The following is a 16,742-nucleotide window of genomic DNA, read 5'->3' as shown; positions in this document are numbered from 1 at the left end:
TCAGGCCCCTCCAGTGGCAAAACGACCGTAAACTCGGCCACGTGGACACGACGACCGCGGACCCTCTCGTCGGGCGACTGCTCGACGGGCGCTATCGCATCGAGTCCCGGATCGCCCGGGGCGGGATGGCGACCGTCTACCTGGCGCTCGACGTCAGGCTCGACCGCACGGTAGCGCTGAAGGTCATGCACCGCTCGCTGGCCGAGGACCCCGCGTTCGTGCGCCGGTTCATCGGCGAGGCCAAGTCCGTGGCCAGCCTCTCCCATCCCAACGTCGTGCACGTCTTCGACCAGGGCACCGACGGCGACGTCGTCTACCTGTCGATGGAGTACGTGCCGGGCAAGACGCTGCGCGACATCCTGCGCGAGCGGGTCAGGCTGCCCGCCCGCGAGGCCCTGGAGATCATGATCCCGGTGCTGGCCGCGCTCGGCGCCGCCCACCAGAGCGGGATGGTCCACCGCGACGTCAAGCCGGAGAACGTCCTGCTGACCGACGACGGCCGGGTCAAGGTCGTCGACTTCGGCCTGGCCCGCGCCATCGAGGCCACGAACCAGACCCGCACCGGCGTGATGATCGGCACGATCGGCTACATGTCGCCCGAGCAGGTGACGACCGGCGGCGCCGACGTGCGCAGCGACGTCTACGCCGCGGGGATCATGCTGTTCGAGCTGGTCACCGGGCAGCAGCCCTACGACGGCGAGACGCCCATGTCGGTGGCCTACCGGCACGTGCACGACAGCGTGCCGCCGCCGTCGTCGCTGGTGCATGAGACGCCGCCGCTCATCGACACGCTCGTCACCCACGCCACCGCCCGCGATCCGCAGGACCGTCCGGCCGACGCCACCGCGATGCTGGTCGCGGCCGTCGACGCCCACCGGATGCTGCCGAGGCAGAGCACCCCGCCGCACGCCCCGCCCCACAGCGGGGCGCACGCCCGCATGTCGGGCCCGCAGCACGTGCCGCCGCCCAGCCACACGCTCATCCAGCCGCGCGCCGACCTCCACACCGCCCCGCCCGCGCCGCCGCGCGGGTCGCGCGGCGGTGGCAAGGGGTTCAGGCCCAGCTGGTTCCTCATCGGGCTGGCCACCGTGATGGTCGCCGCGATCGCGATGACCGGCGCGTACTTCGCGCAGACCCGCTACGTCAAGGTGCCCATCCTGATCGGGGAGAACGTCGACGTCGCCATCAAGAACGCCCAGGGGATGGGCTTCGTGGTCAAGCCCGCCGAGGGCCGCCACGACGAGAAGTACGGCAAGGGGCTCGTGCTCAGCACCGACCCCGTCGCCGGGTCGGAACTGGCGGAGGGCTCGACGCTGACGATCGTGCCGTCGCTGGGGCCGAAGCGCGTGGCCGTACCCAAGACCCAGGGCATGTCGGAGGCCGACGCGCGCGCGGCGCTGGCCGCGGCGGGGCTGCAGGTCGGCAACGTGCGGCGGATCGAGAACCTCCAGGTGCCCCGCAGCACCGTCATCCGCTCCTCGCCCGACGTGGGCGAGCAGGTCAAGGAGGGCTCGAAGATCGGGCTGTTCGTCAGCGCCGGGCTGATCATGCCGGACGTCGGCGGCATGCCCAAGGACGAGGCCGCCGCCTACCTGGGCGAGCGCGGGCTCGGGGTGCAGGTCAACGAGGTCGACGACGACGCCGAGCCGTGCACGGTCATCGCGCAGAGCCCCAAGGCCAAGTCCGAGGTGGACAAGGGCACGCCCGCGCAGCTCACGATCTCGCGCTGCCGCGACTTCTTCGACTGGTTCCGCGGCGATGACGACGAGGCCCGTGACGACGCCGAGTTCCGGATCGTGCCGCAGGTGATCGGCAAGACCGTCAACGACGCCAGGAGCGAGTTGTCGGCGCAGGGGTTCAAGGTCAGGGTGCGCAGCCTGATGGGCGGGGACGTGGTGCGCTTCCAGCGGCCCACGCCGAACAGCGAGCGTCCGCCGGGAGCGTTGGTGTACCTCTGGCGGTGAACCTTTCGCCGTCTGGCGCGGTATGAGGTTCATGAGAGTCGCTGTGGTGCCGGCCGCTGTGGTGGTCGTGGCCGGGTGCACGTCATCGGGTACGGCCGCGCCTTCTCCCACCGCCTTCCCCCGGGGCGATCGGCCCATGGCGCCGCTGACCGGCGGGCCGCTGACCGGCGGCGGGTTGCGGTTGCTGGTGACCGGGGCGCGGGCGTACCTGCTGGAGGTGGACTCCGGGCGGCGGACGGCCGTCGAGGGGCTGCCGCCCGGCAGGGAGTACTGGGGGTTCGTGGCGGGGCGGACCGCGGTGGCCGCGGTCAGGCCCGGGCGGCGCGATCCCGGGCGGGTCTATGTGCTCGACGGCGCGCGGGCACGGGCGCTGGCGGACGGGGTGTGGATCCGGCGTTCCCGGGCCCCGGCAGTACCTGGACGTGTGGGTGCTGGATGTCGAAACGCTCCGGTGGACCCGGCTGCCGTCGATGCCGGTGCCCGCCTCGATCAAGACCACGTCCATGGCGTGGACCCCGGACGGGCGGCTGGTGCTGACGGGGGACTACGTGATGACGGACAAGGTGTATCCCGCCGAGCCGGACTACGCGTCGATGGTGGTGGACTGGCGGCCGGGTGAGGGTGCTCTGCGGGTGAAGCGGCTGCCGGTCGCGCGGGGCGAGATCGCCGTCCTCGCCCCACGCTGACCGCTCCCCCGCTACCCCTGCCGCCCCGCGCTCCGCGGGCTCGCCGGGCCGTCCGGTTGGTCCGGGCAGAGGACCGACTCCGCGGCCTTGGAGATGGCCCTGACCACGTTCAGGCTCTGCTCGGCGTCCAGCGTGGTGGAGATCGCGAAGTGCTTGCGCCCGTCGCGGGTGCTGATGGTCGCCGAGGTGAAGCCGGGGGCGCCGCCGTTGGTCTGCACGATCTGCCCGCCGCACGGCGGTGACGGCATCGGGGGCGCGCCCTCGGGCGGGTCGGTGATCACCCGCTGGAGGTCGGCCGGCAGGAGCCTGCCCTGGAGGAAGGCCCGCCGGTAGGTGCTCAGGTCGCGGGCCGTGGAGATGACGCCGCCGGCGCCGTGTCCCCAGCTGGCGTTCAGGCGGTCCATGTCGTGGAGCCTGCCGTCGGGGCCGGGCGCGTAGCCGTGGCCGTGCGGGCCCTTGATGGCCTGCGGCGGCCGGATCGGCAGGTAGGTGTCGCTCATCCCCAGTGGCCGGAACAACCGCCGCTCGAACTCGGCCGCCAGGCTCCTGCCCGCGATCCGCTCGATGATCATGGTGAGCAGCGTGTAGTTGGCGCTGGAGTAGGAGAACTTCTCCCCCGGCTCGCCGGTACGCGGCTGCGCCCGCGAGAGCTTGAGCAGGTCGGCCGGGCGGTGGTAGGTGGTGAAGTCGAAGACGTCGACGAGCTCCGGCCTGAACCACTCCGGTACGCCGGAGGTGTGCCTGATCAGCTGCCGCACGGTGATCTCGCCGGCCCGTTCGACCAGGTCCTTCTCGGCCACGACCGGCAGCACGTCGGCGACCTTGTCGTCCAGGCCGAGCCTGCCCTCCTTGACGAGCTGAAGGATCACGGTGGCGGTCATCCCCTTGGTCTGGGAGCCGATCCGGTAGCGGGCGTCGGTCGGGATCTTCCCGCCCGTCCCGCCGAGCAGCCGCGACCCGGCGCTGCTCCGGCCGACGCGCCTGCCGTCCACGTAGAGCTCTCCGATCGCCCCCAGCACCCCGTCGGCGTCGGCCAGCTCGGCGATGGCCCGCCGTACGTCACCCGTGCGGGCGTCGGCCCCGGCGGTGGCGGGCTGGGCCAGACCTAGCGCGAGAGCGGCACCGGCCAGTCCCGCGGTCACACGTTTCCCCACAGTGGGTCCTTTCCACGTCCGGCGGCACGAGGGTGTCCCTCACGCCGAGGTCGAGGATCTTTGTAGGCCCACCGGTGCTAAGTGCCGATAAGTCAGGCGGTCAGGGCGCGTTCCAAGGGGGTGCGGAAGCGGGGAGTCACCTTGGCGCCGTCCAGCCAGGTGGCCAGGCCCGCCGCCTCCGACTCGATGGCGGAGCGGGCCTCGGAGCTCACGTCGGACAGCAGGCGCCAGACGATCTCGCCGTCCGCCCGGGTCGCCCAGCCGCCCACCACCTGGCCGTTCCACCACACGGTCGGGCCCACGTTGCCGCTGCGGTCGAACAGGTCGGCGCGGTGCTCCTGGGGGAGGTACCAGTCGCGTCCCTGCCAGCCCATCGGGGTCGGGTCCAGCGCGGGGAGCAGCGCCGCCCACGGCTCGGGTGACGGGGACGCCAGGTCGCCGGGGAGGACGTAGCCGGTGCCCTCGTCCAGTTCGACCCGCACCGCGTCCAGCGCCTTCAGCGCGCGGCGGGTGTCGCCCAGCGTCCAGCCGGTCCACCACTTGATGTCGGCCTCGGTCCCCGGGCCGAAGGCCCGCAGCCACCGCTCCACGAGCGCGGACTGGGCCTCCTCCACCGGCAGGCCGGGCATCGGGCCGCCCAGAGCCCATCTGTGCTGGCCGCTGATCCACGTGCCCGCCGGGCGGCCGCGGCGCACCACCGTGCCGTCCATGGCCATCAACGTCAGCAGGCGCGTGGCCACTCCCTGGCGGGTCTCTTGACGGGTGCCGGGGGCGTACACGATCTGCCGGCGCAGTTCGGGCACGACGGCGCCGAGTTCGGTGGCGGCGGCCTCGCCGAGCTCGCCCAGGGCCGTGACCACCGCGGCCTCCGCGGCGGCGATCCACTCCTCGTCGTACGGCCCGCCCTCGGCGAAGTGCTTGACCAGCGCCCTGCGCTCCCTGGCGGCGATGGCCACGGTCGAGGAGTGGTGCACGACGGGTACGAGCGCCTCGGGCACGACGAAGACGGTGCGCCGCATGCCGGTCATCCGCACGAGGGTCCGGTCGGCGTAGAGGGCCTTCTCCACGGCCGAGACCGCGGGCAGGGCGAGGCGGGCGCCCGCCGACAGGAACACGGTCGCGGGGTCGGTCGCGTGGAGTGCCACGACCGACTCCACGACCTGCTCGACGCCGGCCGCCTTGCGCGCCAGCGCATGCCGTGCGCCCAGGCGGGCGCGCCGCTGCCGCGCCGTGATCCGCTCCACGAGTGCCTCCGTCCTTTCGCCGAGGCCACCATCGCACACAACGCGCTCCTCAGCCGCATGGGCTTGGCACAACGCACAAGCTGATCGCGTACGGCACGCGCCGGCTTCGGACGTCTGGCGGCTAGACCGGCCACGAGGCCGCTGGGTGTACTGAAACGGCACTCAGGCACCGCGCTGCCCGCCACCGGGCAGACCTACGGGCCCCGTCCCCGGCGAAGGAGCCTGCATGACCCTGATGTTCCTGAACGGCGGCGCCATGCGGGGCGGACCGCTGCACCATCTGCTCGGCGACGCGCCACTTGTGGCCGAGACCCGGACGGCGGCCAAGTACCGCTTCTACTCCGTCGGCGGCCGCTGCCCCGCGCTGTACCCGGTCTCGCACGGCGGCGCCGAGATCGACGGCGAGCTGTACGACCTGGACCTGGACCGGCTGCGTGACCAGGTCCTGCCGGCCGAGCCGCCGGAGCTGGAGCTGGGGGTGATCGAGCTGGCCGACGGCAGGTCGGCGCTGGCCATGCTGCTGCGCCGGCCGAACACCTCGCACGCCGAGCTGGCCGACATCACCGATTTCGGTTCCTGGACGACCTACAAGGAGAGAGCGTGAGGTTCGACGTCAACTGCTCCATCCTGTTCACCGGCCTCCCCCTGCTGGAGAGGCCGGCCGCGGCCAAGGCCGCCGGGTTCGAGGGGGTGGAGTTCTGGTGGCCGTTCGCGGCCGCCGTACCGGATGACCATGAGGTGGACGCGTTCGTCGCCGCGGTCGAGGACGCGGGGGTGCGGCTGGTCGGGCTGAACTTCGCCGACGACATCGCCGAGGGCGGGCGCGGGCTGTTCTCGCGGCCCGCCGACCGGGCGCGGCTGCGCGACAACCTCGACGTCGCGGTCGGCATCGCGCAGCGGCTGGGCTGCACGGCGCTCAACGCCCTGTACGGCAACCGCGTCACCGGCCAGGAGCGGCAGCAGGACGCGCTGGCGCTGGAGAACCTGGCGCTGGCCGCGCGCAAGGCGGCGGCGATCGGCGCGGTGGTGCTGGTCGAGGCGCTCAACAGCTACGAGTCGCCGTCCTACCCGCTGGTGTCGGTGAAGGGCGCGATCGACGTGATCGAGAACGTCGGGGAGCCGAACGTGCGCTTCCTGTGCGATCTGTACCACCTGGCCCGCATGGGCGAGGACCTGACCGCGGCTCTCGCACATCCGCTGGTCGGCCACGTCCAGATCGCCGACGCGCCGGGCCGGGGCCGTCCGGGGACCGGGGAGATCCCGCTCAGGAACCTCCTGGACGGCTACGACGGCTGGGTGGGGCTGGAGTACAAGGACCCCGGCCTCGACTTCGACTGGATCAAGGAGTTCAGCTAGTGAAGATCGGTTTCATCGGGCTCGGGATCATGGGCAGGCCCATGGCCGGGCATCTGGTCAAGGCCGGACACGAGGTGACGGGCTACGACCTCAACCCCGTGGAGTTCGGGGGCGCCCTCGCGGGCGGCGTGGCCGAGGCGGTGAGCGGGGCGGACGTGGTGATCACGATGCTGCCCGCCGACCCGCAGGTCGAGGCCGTCTTCCCGGAGATCGCGGCGAACGCCCGGCCGGACGCCCTGTACATCGACTTCTCCACCATCACCCCGCGGACCTCGCAGAAGGTCGCCCAGCGGTGGAAGCGCAGCCTCGACGCCCCGGTCTCCGGCGGGGAGAAGGGCGCGGCCGACGCGGTCCTGTCGATCATGGTGGGCGGCTCGGCGGACGACTTCGAGGCCGCGAGGCCGGTCTTCGAGGCCGTCGGCACGACGTACAAGCTGGTCGGCGGCCCGGGGGCCGGCCAGTACGTGAAGGCCGCCAACCAGCTCGTCGTCGGCGGCACCTACGCGCTCGTCGCCGAGGCGATCGTGCTGATGGAGGCCGCGGGCGTGGACGCCGCCGCGGGCCTGGACGTGCTCGCCGGCGGCCTGGCCGGCAGCCGCATCCTGGAGCTCAAGCGCGTCTCGATGCTGGCCCGCGACTTCCGGCCGGGCTTCCGCGTCGACCTGCACCACAAGGACATGGGCATCATCCTCGACGCCGCCCGCGGCGCCGGGGTGGCCGTCCCGATGGGCGCGCTGACCGCGCAGCTCATCGCCGCCGCGCGGGCGCAGGGCCACGGCGGCCTCGACCACTCCGCCCTGCTCAAGGTCGTCGAAGGGCTCAGCCGATGAAGATGCCGGCGATGGAGGCAGTCGTCCACGTCCTGCGGTCGGAGGGCGTCGACGTCGCCTTCGGCTGCCCGGGCGCGGCCATCCTGCCCCTGTACAAGGCCATGGAACGGCTCGGCGGCATCGAGCACCTCATCGTCAGGCACGAGGAGGGCGCCACCCACATGGCCGACGGGTGGGCGCGCACCAACGGCCGGGTCGGCCTCGCGATCGGCACCTCGGGCCCGGCGGGCACCAACATGATCACCGGTCTGTACACCGCGATCGCCGACTCGATCCCGATGATCTGCGTCACGGGCCAGGCCGCCTCCACGAAGCTGCACCAGGAGGCGTTCCAGGCGGTCGACATCGTGGAGATCGCCAAGCCCGTCACCAAGTGGGCCGTGCAGATCAAGGAGGCCGCGCAGGCGCCCTGGATCTTCCGCGAGGCCTTCCGCATCGCGCGATCGGGCCGTCCGGGGCCGGTCCTGATCGACATCCCGGTGGACATCGCCAAGCAGGAGATCGAGTACGACCCGGCCATCGACGCCCCGCTGCCCGTCACCCGGGCGCACCCGCACCCGCCGCGGGTCGAGCGCGCCCTGGACATGCTGCTGGCCGCCGAGCGGCCCATCATCCTGGCCGGCGGCGGCGTCATCCTCGCCGACGCCTCGCCGGAACTGGCCGAGCTGGCCGAGCTGCTGCAGATCCCGGTGCAGGCCACGCTCATGGGCAAGGGCTCCATCGACGAGGACCACCCGCTGTACTGCGGCATGACCGGCATCCAGACCTCCCAGCGGTACGGCAACGCCTCCTTCCTGGAATCGGACCTGGTGCTGGCGCTCGGCGCCCGCTTCGGCGACCGGCACACCGGCACCCTCGACGTCTACCGGGGGTCGCGGAAGTTCATCCACGTGGACATCGAGCCGACCCAGATCGGCCGGGTCTTCGGCCCCGACCTGGGCGTCGTTTCCGACACGCGGCTGTTTTTGCGGGCGGTCACCGCGCTGGCGCGCGAGCGCGGCGTGAGCCGTACCCCGGGGGCGTGGGTGGAGCGGGTGCGGGAGCTCAAGCGCACGCTCACCCGCCGCGAGGACTTCGACGAGGTGCCGATCAAGGCGCCGCGCGTCTACAAGGAGATCAACGAGTACTTCGACGACGAGACCTACTTCGTCACCGCGATCGGCCTCTACCAGATCTGGGGCGGCCAGCACCAGAAGGCCGGCAAGCCGCGCCGCTACCAGGTGTGCGGGCAGGCCGGGCCGCTCGGCTGGGAGATCCCGGCGGCCATCGGCGTGAAGAAGGCCAGGCCGGAGGCCACCGTCGTGGGAGTCGTGGGCGACTACGGCTTCCAGTTCCTGGTCGAGGAGCTGGCGGTGGCGGCGCAGTACAACGTGCCGTTCGTGCTGGTGATGCTCAACAACGAGTACCTGGGTCTGATCCGGCAGGCCTCGATCGGCTACGACATGAACTACGAGGTGAACATCCACTACGACGCGTTCGGCTCGGACAACGTCAAGATCATGGAGGCGTACGGCTGCGCCGGCACGCGCGTCTTCGACCCGGCCCAGATCCGTTCCTCGCTGGAATGGGCCACGAAGGAGGCCGAGCGGACCTCGCGGCCCGTGCTGGTCGAGATCATGATCGAGCGTGAGGCCAACACCCCGCACAGCCTGTCGTCCATCGACGCGGTGAGGGAGTTCGAACCCCTTCCGGAGCAGGTGTGATGATAGGCACGCCTTCCTGCCCGCTCGCACCGGGCAGGAAGGCGCGTCCGGCCATTCTGTAACAGCTCGCGAGGAGTTCGTAGTGGTGGAGCACGTGCTTGTTGCCCCCGACAAGTTCAAGGGGTCGCTCACGGCGGCCGAGGTGGCCTCCCGGGTCAGCGCCGGCCTGGGTGTCGCGACGGTCGAGCTGCCCGTGGCCGACGGCGGCGACGGAACCGTCGATGCCGCCGTGGCCTGCGGTTTCGAGCGCGTGCCCCTGACCGTCACCGGTCCCACCGGCGAGCCCGTCGAGGCCGCGTACGCCTGGCGGGCGCCGGTCGCCGTCGTCGAGATGGCCGAGGCGTCCGGGCTGCGCAGGCTGCCCGGCGCGCCGGACGCGCTCGGCGCCACCAGCTACGGCACGGGCGAGCTGATCGCGGACGCGGTCAAGCGGGGCGCCACGCGCGTCGTGCTGGGCATCGGCGGCAGCGCCTGCACCGACGGCGGCGCCGGGATGGCGCGTGCGCTGGGCGCCCGGTTCCTGGACGAGGCGGGTGCGGAGCTGCCGGAGGGCGGGGCGGCGTTGCGGAACCTGGCGAAGATCGACATGTCCGCTTTTATCGAGCTTTCTGGGGTCGAGGTGGTGGTCGCCAGCGATGTCGACAACCCGCTGCTCGGCCCGCACGGCGCCGCCGCCGTCTACGGGCCGCAGAAGGGCGCCTCGCCCGAGGACGTCCAGGTGCTGGAGGCCGGGCTGTCGCGGCTGGCCGCCCGCGCCGCCGCCACGCATGGCCTGGTCGGCGCGGTGGAGCACGACGGCACGCCCCGGCCGATGGGCGTCGCGGGCGCGCCCGGCGCGGGCGCGGCGGGCGGGGTCGGGTTCGCCGCCCTCGCCTTCCTGAGGGCCGAGATCCAGCCGGGCATCGAATACCTGCTCGACCTGCTCGGCTTCGGCGAGCACGTGCGCGGCGCCCGCCTCGTCGTCACCGGCGAGGGCTCGCTCGACGAGCAGTCGCTGCGCGGCAAGGCTCCCGTGGGCGTCGCCAGGGCCGCGGCCAGGGCGGGCGTGCCGGTCGTGGCCGTCTGCGGGCGGCGCACGCTCACCGACGAGCAGCTCAGCGCCGCCGGGATCCGCGCCGCCTACGCGCTCAGCGACATCGAGCCCGACCTGGACCGCTGCATGGCCGAAGCCGGCCCGCTGCTCGAACGGCTGGCGGCGCGCATCGCCGCCGACTGGAGGTGAGATGGACGACCTGGTGATCCGGTCGCGGCGCGTGGTGACCCCGGAGGGGGTCCGCGCGGCGGCGGTGGCCGTACGGGAGGGGAAGATCGCGGCGGTACGCCCGCACGAGGCGAGCACGCCCGCGGCCACCGAGCTCGACCTCGGCGAGGTGGCCCTGCTGCCCGGCCTGGTCGACACCCATGTGCACGTCAACGAGCCGGGCCGCACCCACTGGGAGGGGTTCGCCTCGGCGACGCGCGCTGCCGCGGCGGGCGGCGTCACCACGATCGTGGACATGCCGCTCAACTCGCTGCCGCCCACCGTGACGCCCGCCGCGCTCGCCGCCAAGCGGGCCGCCGCCGCCGGGCAGTGCTTCGTGGACGTCGGATTCTGGGGCGGGGCGGTGCCCGGCAACGTCAAGGAGCTGCGGCCGCTGCACGAGCTGGGCGTGTTCGGCTTCAAGTGCTTCCTGTCGCCGTCGGGCGTGGAGGAGTTCCCGCCGCTGTCACTCGACGAGGTACGCCTCGCGCTGGCCGAGATCGCCGCATTCGACGGCCTGATGATCGTGCACGCCGAGGACCCCGCGCTGCTGGCCGACCCGGCCGGCCCGAGCTACCCCGAGTTCCTCGACTCGCGCCCCGGCTCGGCCGAGCGCAGCGCCGTCGAGCAGGTGATCAGGCTCACCCGGGAAACCGGCGCGCGCACGCACATCCTGCACGTCTCCAGCGCCGGCTGCCTGGAACCGCTGCGCGCCGCCCGGGACGAGGGCCTGCCGATCACCGCCGAGACCTGCCCGCACTACCTGACCATCGCCGCCGAGCAGGTGCCCGAGGGCGCGACCGCGTTCAAGTGCTGCCCGCCCATCCGCTCGGCCGCCAATCGCGACCTGCTCTGGCAGGGACTCGCCGACGGCGTGCTGACCTGCGTCGTCTCCGACCACTCGCCGTCGCCGGCGGACCTGAAGGTGCCCGACTTCGCCGCCGCGTGGGGCGGCATCGCCTCGCTGCAGCTCGGGCTGAGCGCCGTCTGGACCGAAGGATCGCGCCGCGGGTACGGCCTGGCCGACCTCACCCGCTGGATGGCGGAGAATCCCGCCCGGCTGGCCCGCGTCCCCGGCAAGGGCGCCATCCGCCCCGGGTACGACGCCGACCTGGTCGCCTTCGACCCCGAGGCCGGTCACCGGGTCGACGCCCTCGCCCTTCACCACAAGAACCCCGTCACCCCCTACCACGGGCGCGCCCTGCGGGGCGTCGTCCGCACCACCTGGCTCCGCGGCCGGCGCGTCGACGTGACGGCGGGGCCGTTCGGAACCTTTCTGCAGTTGGGAGCACACTGAATGCCCGCCTTCACCAGACTTCCCGACCTCGCCCTGCGCGGGTACGGCGGCGCCGTCATCGCCGCGAGCGACGAGTCGTTCGCCGAGAAGGAGGCGCTCGTCCGGCCGGGCAGACCGGCCTTCCAGGCGGAGACGTTCGGCAACAAGGGACAGGTGTACGACGGCTGGGAGACCCGCCGCCGCCGCACGCCCGGTCACGACTGGGCGATCATCCGGCTGGGGCTGCCCGGCACGGTGCGCGGCGTGGTGATCGACACGGCGTGGTTCAAGGGGAACTTCCCGCCGCACGCCTCGGTGGAGGCGTGCGAGGTGACCGGGACCCCGTCTCCGGAGGAGCTGGCGACGGCCGGATGGGTGGAGATCGTGCCGCGCGCCGACCTCAAGGGCGATGCCGAGCATCACTTCGAGGTGCGCGACGAGCGCCGCTACACCCATGTGCGGCTGAACATGTACCCCGACGGGGGGATCGCCCGGCTGCGCGTGCACGGCGAGGTACGCCCTGACCTGTCGCTGTATGACGGGCTGAGCCTCGACCTGGCCGCGCTGGCCAACGGCGCGGTGGTGACCGGGTGCTCGAACGAGTTCTACTCCGCGCCCCACAACGCCATCGCCCCCGGTCTGGCCAGGCACCAGGCGGAGGGCTGGGAGACCGCGCGGCGGCGCGACGAGGGCAACGACTGGATCGAGGTGCGCCTGGCCGGGCGGGGCGTCATCGGGCTGGCCGAGATCGACACGACGAACCTGCTGTTCAACGCGCCGGGCGCGATCAGGCTGCGGGGCAGGGACGGCGAGGGCGACTGGTTCGACCTGCTCCCCCGGACCGGCCTGCAGCCCGACACCCCGCACCGCTTCCGGGTCGGGGAGGCCCGGCCCGTCACCCACGTGCGGGCCGACATCTACCCGGACGGCGGCCTGGCCAGGATCCGCCTGCACGGCAACCTGGCGTGAGACGCCTTATGCCATCGCCGCGTCCGTGGTGACCCGGCGGCGTTCGGCCACGGAGGAGCCCAGGGCGACCAGGGTGCTCAGGGCCACGCACAGGCCGATGGCGGGCTGGGCGCCGACGCGCTCCACGAGCCAGGCCACGGTCATCCCGGCGGCGCCGTAGCCGAGCCCGCCGGCGGCGTACATGCCGGAGAAGCCCACGGCCCACTGCGACTCCGGCAGCCGGTCCTGCAGCGACACCGCGCGGGCGGTCAGGGCGGGCGTCTGCAGGAGGCCGGCGACCGCGAACAGGGCCACGACCAGGCCGAGCACCGGGACCAGCGTGGCCGCGCCCAGCGCGAGACCGATGCCCGCCGACAGCAGCGCCGCCTGCGCCGGCGGGGTGCCCGGCCAGGCGCGGGCGCCGTACAGGAGGCCGCCGCCGATTCCGGCCAGGGTGTACGCGGTCAGGACCGGGCCGGCCAGGGCGGCGTCGGCGTCGTGCGCGGCCAGGAGGACCGGCAGCGCCAGGCTGACGGCGCCGAAGGCGAACATCATCGCCCCGTCGTACGCCATCGCGGGCCAGCTGATGCGCCACAGGCGGGCGCGGTGGGCGGTGGCGGTCCTGGGCGGGTCGAGGAGGCGGCGTCCGGCCAGCGCTCCCGCCGCCGCCACGGCGGCCATGAGCAGGATCGGGAGGCGGGCGTCCACGACGGCCAGGAGCGCCACCACCGCGGGGGCGACGGTCCAGACGGTCGTGCCGGCCACCGATTCGAGGCTGAGCGCGGGCACGCGTCGCTCGGGTGGCGCCAGCCGTACCAGGAGGGCGCGCAGGCCGCCGTGGGCGCCCGCGGAGATCGCGCCGCCGAGCCCGGCCAGGGCGAGCATTCCCGCGGGCGTCCACCACTCCGCGCGGGGGGAGGCGGTGGCGAGCAGGGCCAGCAGGGCGAAGGCCGCGGCCTCCACACCCAGGACCAGGGCGATCTCGGAGCGGGCGGGGCGGCGGTCGAAACGCCTGCCCAGAGGGCCTGCCGCGACCGCCTCGGCGAGCGCGTGGCCGCCGCCCAGGAGGGCGCCGACGGCGTAGGAGCCGGTGGCGGCGTGCCCGAGGAAGACCAGCGCGAGCGGCGCGGCGGCCACCGGGAACCGCTGGCAGACCAGGACGGCGAACCAGACCCCGACCCCCGGCGAACGCAGTACGGCCAGATACTGTTTACCGGTCATACTTATAGACAGTAACAGTTACCGGCTATCGAGTAAACTGGTTACATGACGGAGAGCGTGGCGCCGGGAGCGCTGGAGCAGGTGCGGTCGTTCCTCAACACGTGGTGGGTGCCCAACGACACGCGGGTGGCCGAGGACACGCTGCCCGGCACGCTGGCCGATCCGGCCGACCTCGGTGAGATGTCGGAGCTCAGGGCGGCGTTGCGGGCGGCTCTGGGGGTCGAGCGGCCGGCCGTACTGGCGTCATGGCTGGAGCGGCACCCGCTGCGGGCCGGGCTCTCGTCCGACCCCGGGAGCCCGCCGCTCGTGCTGACCCCCGAGGACGGCACGGCGGCGGGCCGGGTTCTGGCGGTGGTGGCGGAGGCGGTGCGGGCCGGGCAGTGGGCGCGGCTCAAGGCCTGTCCCGACTGCTCGTGGGTCTTCTACGACCACAGCCGCAACGGCAGCCGCCGCTGGTGCGTGATGAGCCCGGGAGGTTCGGATTCGCGGGGGTGCGGGAGCATCGCGAAGGTGCGCGCCTATCGGGAGCGCAGGCGCGCCTAGCGGGTGAGGGCGTGGACGGGGCCGGAGGTGGTGGTCAGGGGGCGGCAGGTGCCGCCGCGCCGGGTGGCCACGAGCTCGGCGGCGATGGAGACGGCGACCTCCTCCGGGGTGCGGGCGCCGAGGTCGAGGCCGATCGGGGAGCGCAGGCGCGACAGTTCGGCCTCGGACAGGCCCGCCTCGCGCAGACGGCGCGACCTCTCCTCGTGGGTACGGCGCGAGCCCATCGCGCCCACGTAACCGGCTTCGGTGCGCAGGGCCCGTTCCAGCAGGGGGATGTCGAACTTCGGGTCGTGGGTCAGGACGGCGATGGCGGTGCGGGCGTCCACGGGGGTGCGCTCCAGGTAGCGGTGCGGCCAGTCGACGACCACCTCGTGGGCGTCGGGGAAGCGCTTGGGGGTGGCGAAGACCGGGCGGGCGTCGCAGACGGTCACGTGGTAGCCGAGGAAGCGACCGGCGCGGGTGAGGGCGGCGGCGAAGTCGACGGCGCCGAAGACCAGCAGCCGGGGCGGGGGCGCGTAGGTCTCTGCGAACATCCGCAGGCCGTCACAGCCCACCTCCCTGACGCCGGTCAGGCCGGTGTCCAGCATGGCCGCCGCCTCCGCCGCCACGAGGCGGCCGACGACGGGGTCGCCGGAGGCGCCGGTGACTCGCCCATCCGCCTCAACCGTCAAGGAGAAGGGGTCGCCACTGGCCGGGGGCAGGATCCGGGCCAGGGCGACCGGCTCATCGGCGGCCAGCGCCTCCAGGTAGGTGCGGAAGGCGGGCTCGGCGGTGTTCGGCCATACGAGGATCTCGATGACGCCGCCGCAGGTCAGCCCGACCGCGAACGCGTCGTCGTCGCTGTAGCCGAACGTCCGCAGCAGGGGCCGGTTCTCTTCGAGGGAGCGCAGGCACAGCTCGTACACCGCGCCTTCCACGCAGCCGCCGGAGACGCTGCCGACGGCGGTGCCGTCTTCTGCCACGGCCAGCGCGGCTCCCGGCTCGCGGGGCGCGCTGCCGCCGACCCCGACGACGGAGGCGACCGCGAACCGCCGGCCCTCCCCGGTCCAGGCCAGGAGGTCGTCGACGAGATCACGCATGGTGTCTCCCTGAGCTGTAGGCGGGGGAACGCCCGCGGGCGTTCCCCCGGGCGGAAGGGGCCTAGCCGAACAGGCCCTCGATGAACGAGATCCCGAAATAGGCCACGAAAATGGCGGTGATCAGCCACAACAGCCAGTGGATCTCGGAGAACCTGCCGCGCGCCGCCTTGATCACGGTGTACGCGACGATCCCCGCCCCGACCCCGTTGGTGATCGAGTAGGTGAACGGCATCAGGGAGATCGTGAGGAAGGCCGGAACGGCCAGCTCCAGATCGTCCCAGGAGATCTTGCGGGCGGCGGTCATCATGAGCGCCCCCACCAGCACGAGCGCGGGCGCCGCCGCCTGGGCGGGCACGACGGCGGCCAGCGGGGTCAGGAACATCGCGCCCGCGAACAACCCGCCGGTGACGAGGCTGGCGAGGCCGGTGCGAGCGCCCTCCCCGACTCCCGCCGCCGACTCCACGACGACCGTGTTGGCCGAGGCCCCGGTGGCGCCGCCGATGATGGCGCCGAAGCCGTCGATGGTGAGGATCTTGCCGATGCCCTTGATCTGCCCCTTGTCGTCGGACAGCCCGGCCTCCTCGCCGACGCCGATGATGGTGCCCATCGCGTCGAAGAAGCCCGACAGCACAAGCGTGAACAGCACCACGGTGGCGGTCAGGATTCCGGCCTGGCCGAAGCCGCCGAACAGGTCGACGGAGCCGAGCAGCCCGAAGTCGGGGGTGGCGAAGACGTCCTTGGGCACGGCCGGGGTGACGACGCCCCACTTCAGCCCGTCGACGGCGGCGTTGACGACGATGGCCAGCGCGGTCGCGGCGACGATGCTGATGAGGATGGCTCCGGGCACGCGGCGCACGTACAGGCCGAGCATGAGCAGCAGCCCGGCGCAGAAGACGACCACGGGCCAGCCCTGCAGGTGGCCGCCGGCGCCGAGGGTGATGGGCGTGCCCTCGCCCCTGCCGACGAATCCGGCGTCCACGAGGCCGATGAGCGCGATGAACATGCCGATGCCGACCCCGATGGCGTGTTTCAGGCCGGTGGGGATGGCGTCCATGATGAGCTGCCTGATGCCGGTGAGGGCGAAGACGACGATCACGACGCCTTCGAGCACCACCAGGCCCATGGCCTGGTCCCAGGTCATGAACGGCGCCGCCTGGAAGGCCACCACCGGCGCCACGCCGAGCCCGGAGGCCAGCGCGAACGGGGCGTTCCCCACCAGGCCCATCAGGATGGTGGTGAGCGCGGCCGACAGCGCGACGGCGGTGGTCAGCTGCGGGATGGTGAGCTGGGCTCCGGTGACGTCCTTGGCGCCGCTGAGGATGATCGGGATGAGCAGGATGATGTAGGCGACGGCCACGAACGTGGTGATGCCGCCGCGCACCTCCCTGCCGACGGTGCTCCCCCTGCCCGACAGGTCGAAGAACCGGTCCAGCGCTCCGGTTGGGGGTTTTGTCTGGAGTTGGGTCATGGTCGGGGCCCTCCTCGGGCGTGGTCGACC

15 protein-coding genes are annotated in these 16,742 nt (G+C 73.0%); 10 read left to right on the top strand and 5 right to left on the bottom strand.

Annotated features, from left to right (window positions below; genetic code table 11):
• Positions 1-41: 41 nt before the first annotated feature.
• Together pknB and ACIBI5_RS12115 are read left to right on the top strand one after the other, a co-directional pair.
• Positions 42-1,964: a Stk1 family PASTA domain-containing Ser/Thr kinase gene (gene pknB, locus ACIBI5_RS12120; RefSeq protein ID WP_397245943.1), complete on the top strand. Its 1,923-nt coding sequence runs from the start codon at positions 42-44 to the stop codon at positions 1,962-1,964.
• A gap of 428 nt (positions 1,965-2,392) precedes the next feature.
• Positions 2,393-2,650, top strand: a complete 258-nt coding sequence (locus ACIBI5_RS12115; protein WP_397245941.1) for a hypothetical protein — start codon at positions 2,393-2,395, stop codon at positions 2,648-2,650.
• 11 nt (positions 2,651-2,661) lie between these two features.
• Here the strand turns inward: ACIBI5_RS12115 and ACIBI5_RS12110 are convergent, their stop codons facing one another.
• Together ACIBI5_RS12110 and ACIBI5_RS12105 are read right to left on the bottom strand one after the other, a co-directional pair.
• The gene (locus ACIBI5_RS12110; protein ID WP_397245939.1) at positions 2,662-3,804 is read right to left on the bottom strand and encodes a serine hydrolase domain-containing protein; all 1,143 of its coding nucleotides are present in this window, start codon (positions 3,802-3,804) and stop codon (positions 2,662-2,664) included.
• Between the two features lie 92 nt (positions 3,805-3,896).
• Positions 3,897-5,048 carry a winged helix DNA-binding domain-containing protein gene (locus ACIBI5_RS12105; protein ID WP_397245937.1) on the bottom strand — a complete coding sequence of 384 codons (1,152 nt, stop codon included), beginning with the start codon at positions 5,046-5,048 and terminating at the stop codon, positions 3,897-3,899.
• Between the two features lie 226 nt (positions 5,049-5,274).
• On the opposite strand from ACIBI5_RS12105, the gene ACIBI5_RS12100 reads away from it, so the two are divergent.
• The 7 genes from ACIBI5_RS12100 (at position 5,275) to alc (ending at position 12,422) form a co-directional block, all read left to right on the top strand.
• Positions 5,275-5,652, top strand: a complete 378-nt coding sequence (locus ACIBI5_RS12100) for a gamma-glutamylcyclotransferase (protein ID WP_184960572.1) — start codon at positions 5,275-5,277, stop codon at positions 5,650-5,652.
• On the top strand, positions 5,649-6,404 hold the full coding sequence (locus ACIBI5_RS12095; RefSeq protein ID WP_397245935.1) for a hydroxypyruvate isomerase family protein: 756 nt from the start codon (positions 5,649-5,651) through the stop codon (positions 6,402-6,404). Before ACIBI5_RS12100 ends, ACIBI5_RS12095 begins: the two co-directional genes overlap by 4 nt.
• A 29-nt stretch (positions 6,405-6,433) precedes the next feature.
• Positions 6,434-7,234, top strand: coding sequence for an NAD(P)-dependent oxidoreductase (locus tag ACIBI5_RS12090; RefSeq protein WP_397246773.1), 801 nt, complete (start codon positions 6,434-6,436; stop codon positions 7,232-7,234).
• 2 nt (positions 7,235-7,236) lie between these two features.
• The gene (gene gcl / locus ACIBI5_RS12085; protein WP_397246771.1) at positions 7,237-8,937 is read left to right on the top strand and encodes a glyoxylate carboligase; all 1,701 of its coding nucleotides are present in this window, start codon (positions 7,237-7,239) and stop codon (positions 8,935-8,937) included.
• 94 nt (positions 8,938-9,031) lie between these two features.
• A complete protein-coding gene (locus ACIBI5_RS12080; RefSeq protein WP_397245933.1) occupies positions 9,032-10,159 on the top strand; it encodes a glycerate kinase in 1,128 nt (375 codons plus the stop codon).
• Between the two features lies 1 nt (position 10,160).
• Positions 10,161-11,474 (top strand): allantoinase AllB, encoded by a 1,314-nt coding sequence (gene allB, locus ACIBI5_RS12075; RefSeq protein WP_397245931.1) that lies wholly within the window; start codon positions 10,161-10,163, stop codon positions 11,472-11,474.
• Positions 11,475-12,422, top strand: coding sequence for an allantoicase (gene alc / locus ACIBI5_RS12070; protein ID WP_397245929.1), 948 nt, complete (start codon positions 11,475-11,477; stop codon positions 12,420-12,422).
• A gap of 6 nt (positions 12,423-12,428) precedes the next feature.
• Here the strand turns inward: alc and ACIBI5_RS12065 are convergent, their stop codons facing one another.
• Positions 12,429-13,622 (bottom strand): hypothetical protein, encoded by a 1,194-nt coding sequence (locus ACIBI5_RS12065; protein WP_397245927.1) that lies wholly within the window; start codon positions 13,620-13,622, stop codon positions 12,429-12,431.
• Positions 13,623-13,667: 45 nt separating this feature from the next.
• On the opposite strand from ACIBI5_RS12065, the gene ACIBI5_RS12060 reads away from it, so the two are divergent.
• Positions 13,668-14,165 carry a CGNR zinc finger domain-containing protein gene (locus tag ACIBI5_RS12060; protein ID WP_397245925.1) on the top strand — a complete coding sequence of 166 codons (498 nt, stop codon included), beginning with the start codon at positions 13,668-13,670 and terminating at the stop codon, positions 14,163-14,165.
• Here ACIBI5_RS12060 and ACIBI5_RS12055 read toward each other — a convergent pair.
• A complete protein-coding gene (locus ACIBI5_RS12055) occupies positions 14,162-15,244 on the bottom strand; it encodes an XdhC family protein (RefSeq protein WP_397245923.1) in 1,083 nt (360 codons plus the stop codon). The genes ACIBI5_RS12060 and ACIBI5_RS12055 overlap by 4 nt on opposite strands.
• Before the next feature lie 61 nt (positions 15,245-15,305).
• Complete coding sequence (locus ACIBI5_RS12050) at positions 15,306-16,712, bottom strand: NCS2 family permease (protein ID WP_397245921.1); 1,407 nt, start codon at positions 16,710-16,712, stop codon at positions 15,306-15,308.
• Positions 16,713-16,742 lie beyond the last annotated feature (30 nt).

Origin of the sequence: Nonomuraea sp. NPDC050540 (assembly GCF_044457485.1) — a bacterium.
In the GTDB taxonomy this organism is placed as follows: domain Bacteria; phylum Actinomycetota; class Actinomycetes; order Streptosporangiales; family Streptosporangiaceae; genus Nonomuraea.
This window is presented reverse-complemented; position numbering and strand designations above follow the sequence as displayed.

What these genes read in the sequence shown, in the direction of transcription:
- gcl (WP_397246771.1), top strand. Translation starts at nt 7,237, where the DNA reads ATGCCGGCGATGGAGGCAGTCGTCCACGTCCTGCGGTCGGAGGGCGTC.
- ACIBI5_RS12090 (WP_397246773.1), top strand. Translation starts at nt 6,434, where the DNA reads ATGGGCAGGCCCATGGCCGGGCATCTGGTCAAGGCCGGACACGAGGTG.
- ACIBI5_RS12050 (WP_397245921.1), bottom strand. Translation starts at nt 16,712, where the DNA reads ATGACCCAACTCCAGACAAAACCCCCAACCGGAGCGCTGGACCGGTTC.
- ACIBI5_RS12060 (WP_397245925.1), top strand. Translation starts at nt 13,668, where the DNA reads ATGACGGAGAGCGTGGCGCCGGGAGCGCTGGAGCAGGTGCGGTCGTTC.
- ACIBI5_RS12055 (WP_397245923.1), bottom strand. Translation starts at nt 15,244, where the DNA reads ATGCGTGATCTCGTCGACGACCTCCTGGCCTGGACCGGGGAGGGCCGG.
- allB (WP_397245931.1), top strand. Translation starts at nt 10,161, where the DNA reads ATGGACGACCTGGTGATCCGGTCGCGGCGCGTGGTGACCCCGGAGGGG.
- alc (WP_397245929.1), top strand. Translation starts at nt 11,475, where the DNA reads ATGCCCGCCTTCACCAGACTTCCCGACCTCGCCCTGCGCGGGTACGGC.
- ACIBI5_RS12100 (WP_184960572.1), top strand. Translation starts at nt 5,275, where the DNA reads ATGACCCTGATGTTCCTGAACGGCGGCGCCATGCGGGGCGGACCGCTG.
- ACIBI5_RS12065 (WP_397245927.1), bottom strand. Translation starts at nt 13,622, where the DNA reads ATGACCGGTAAACAGTATCTGGCCGTACTGCGTTCGCCGGGGGTCGGG.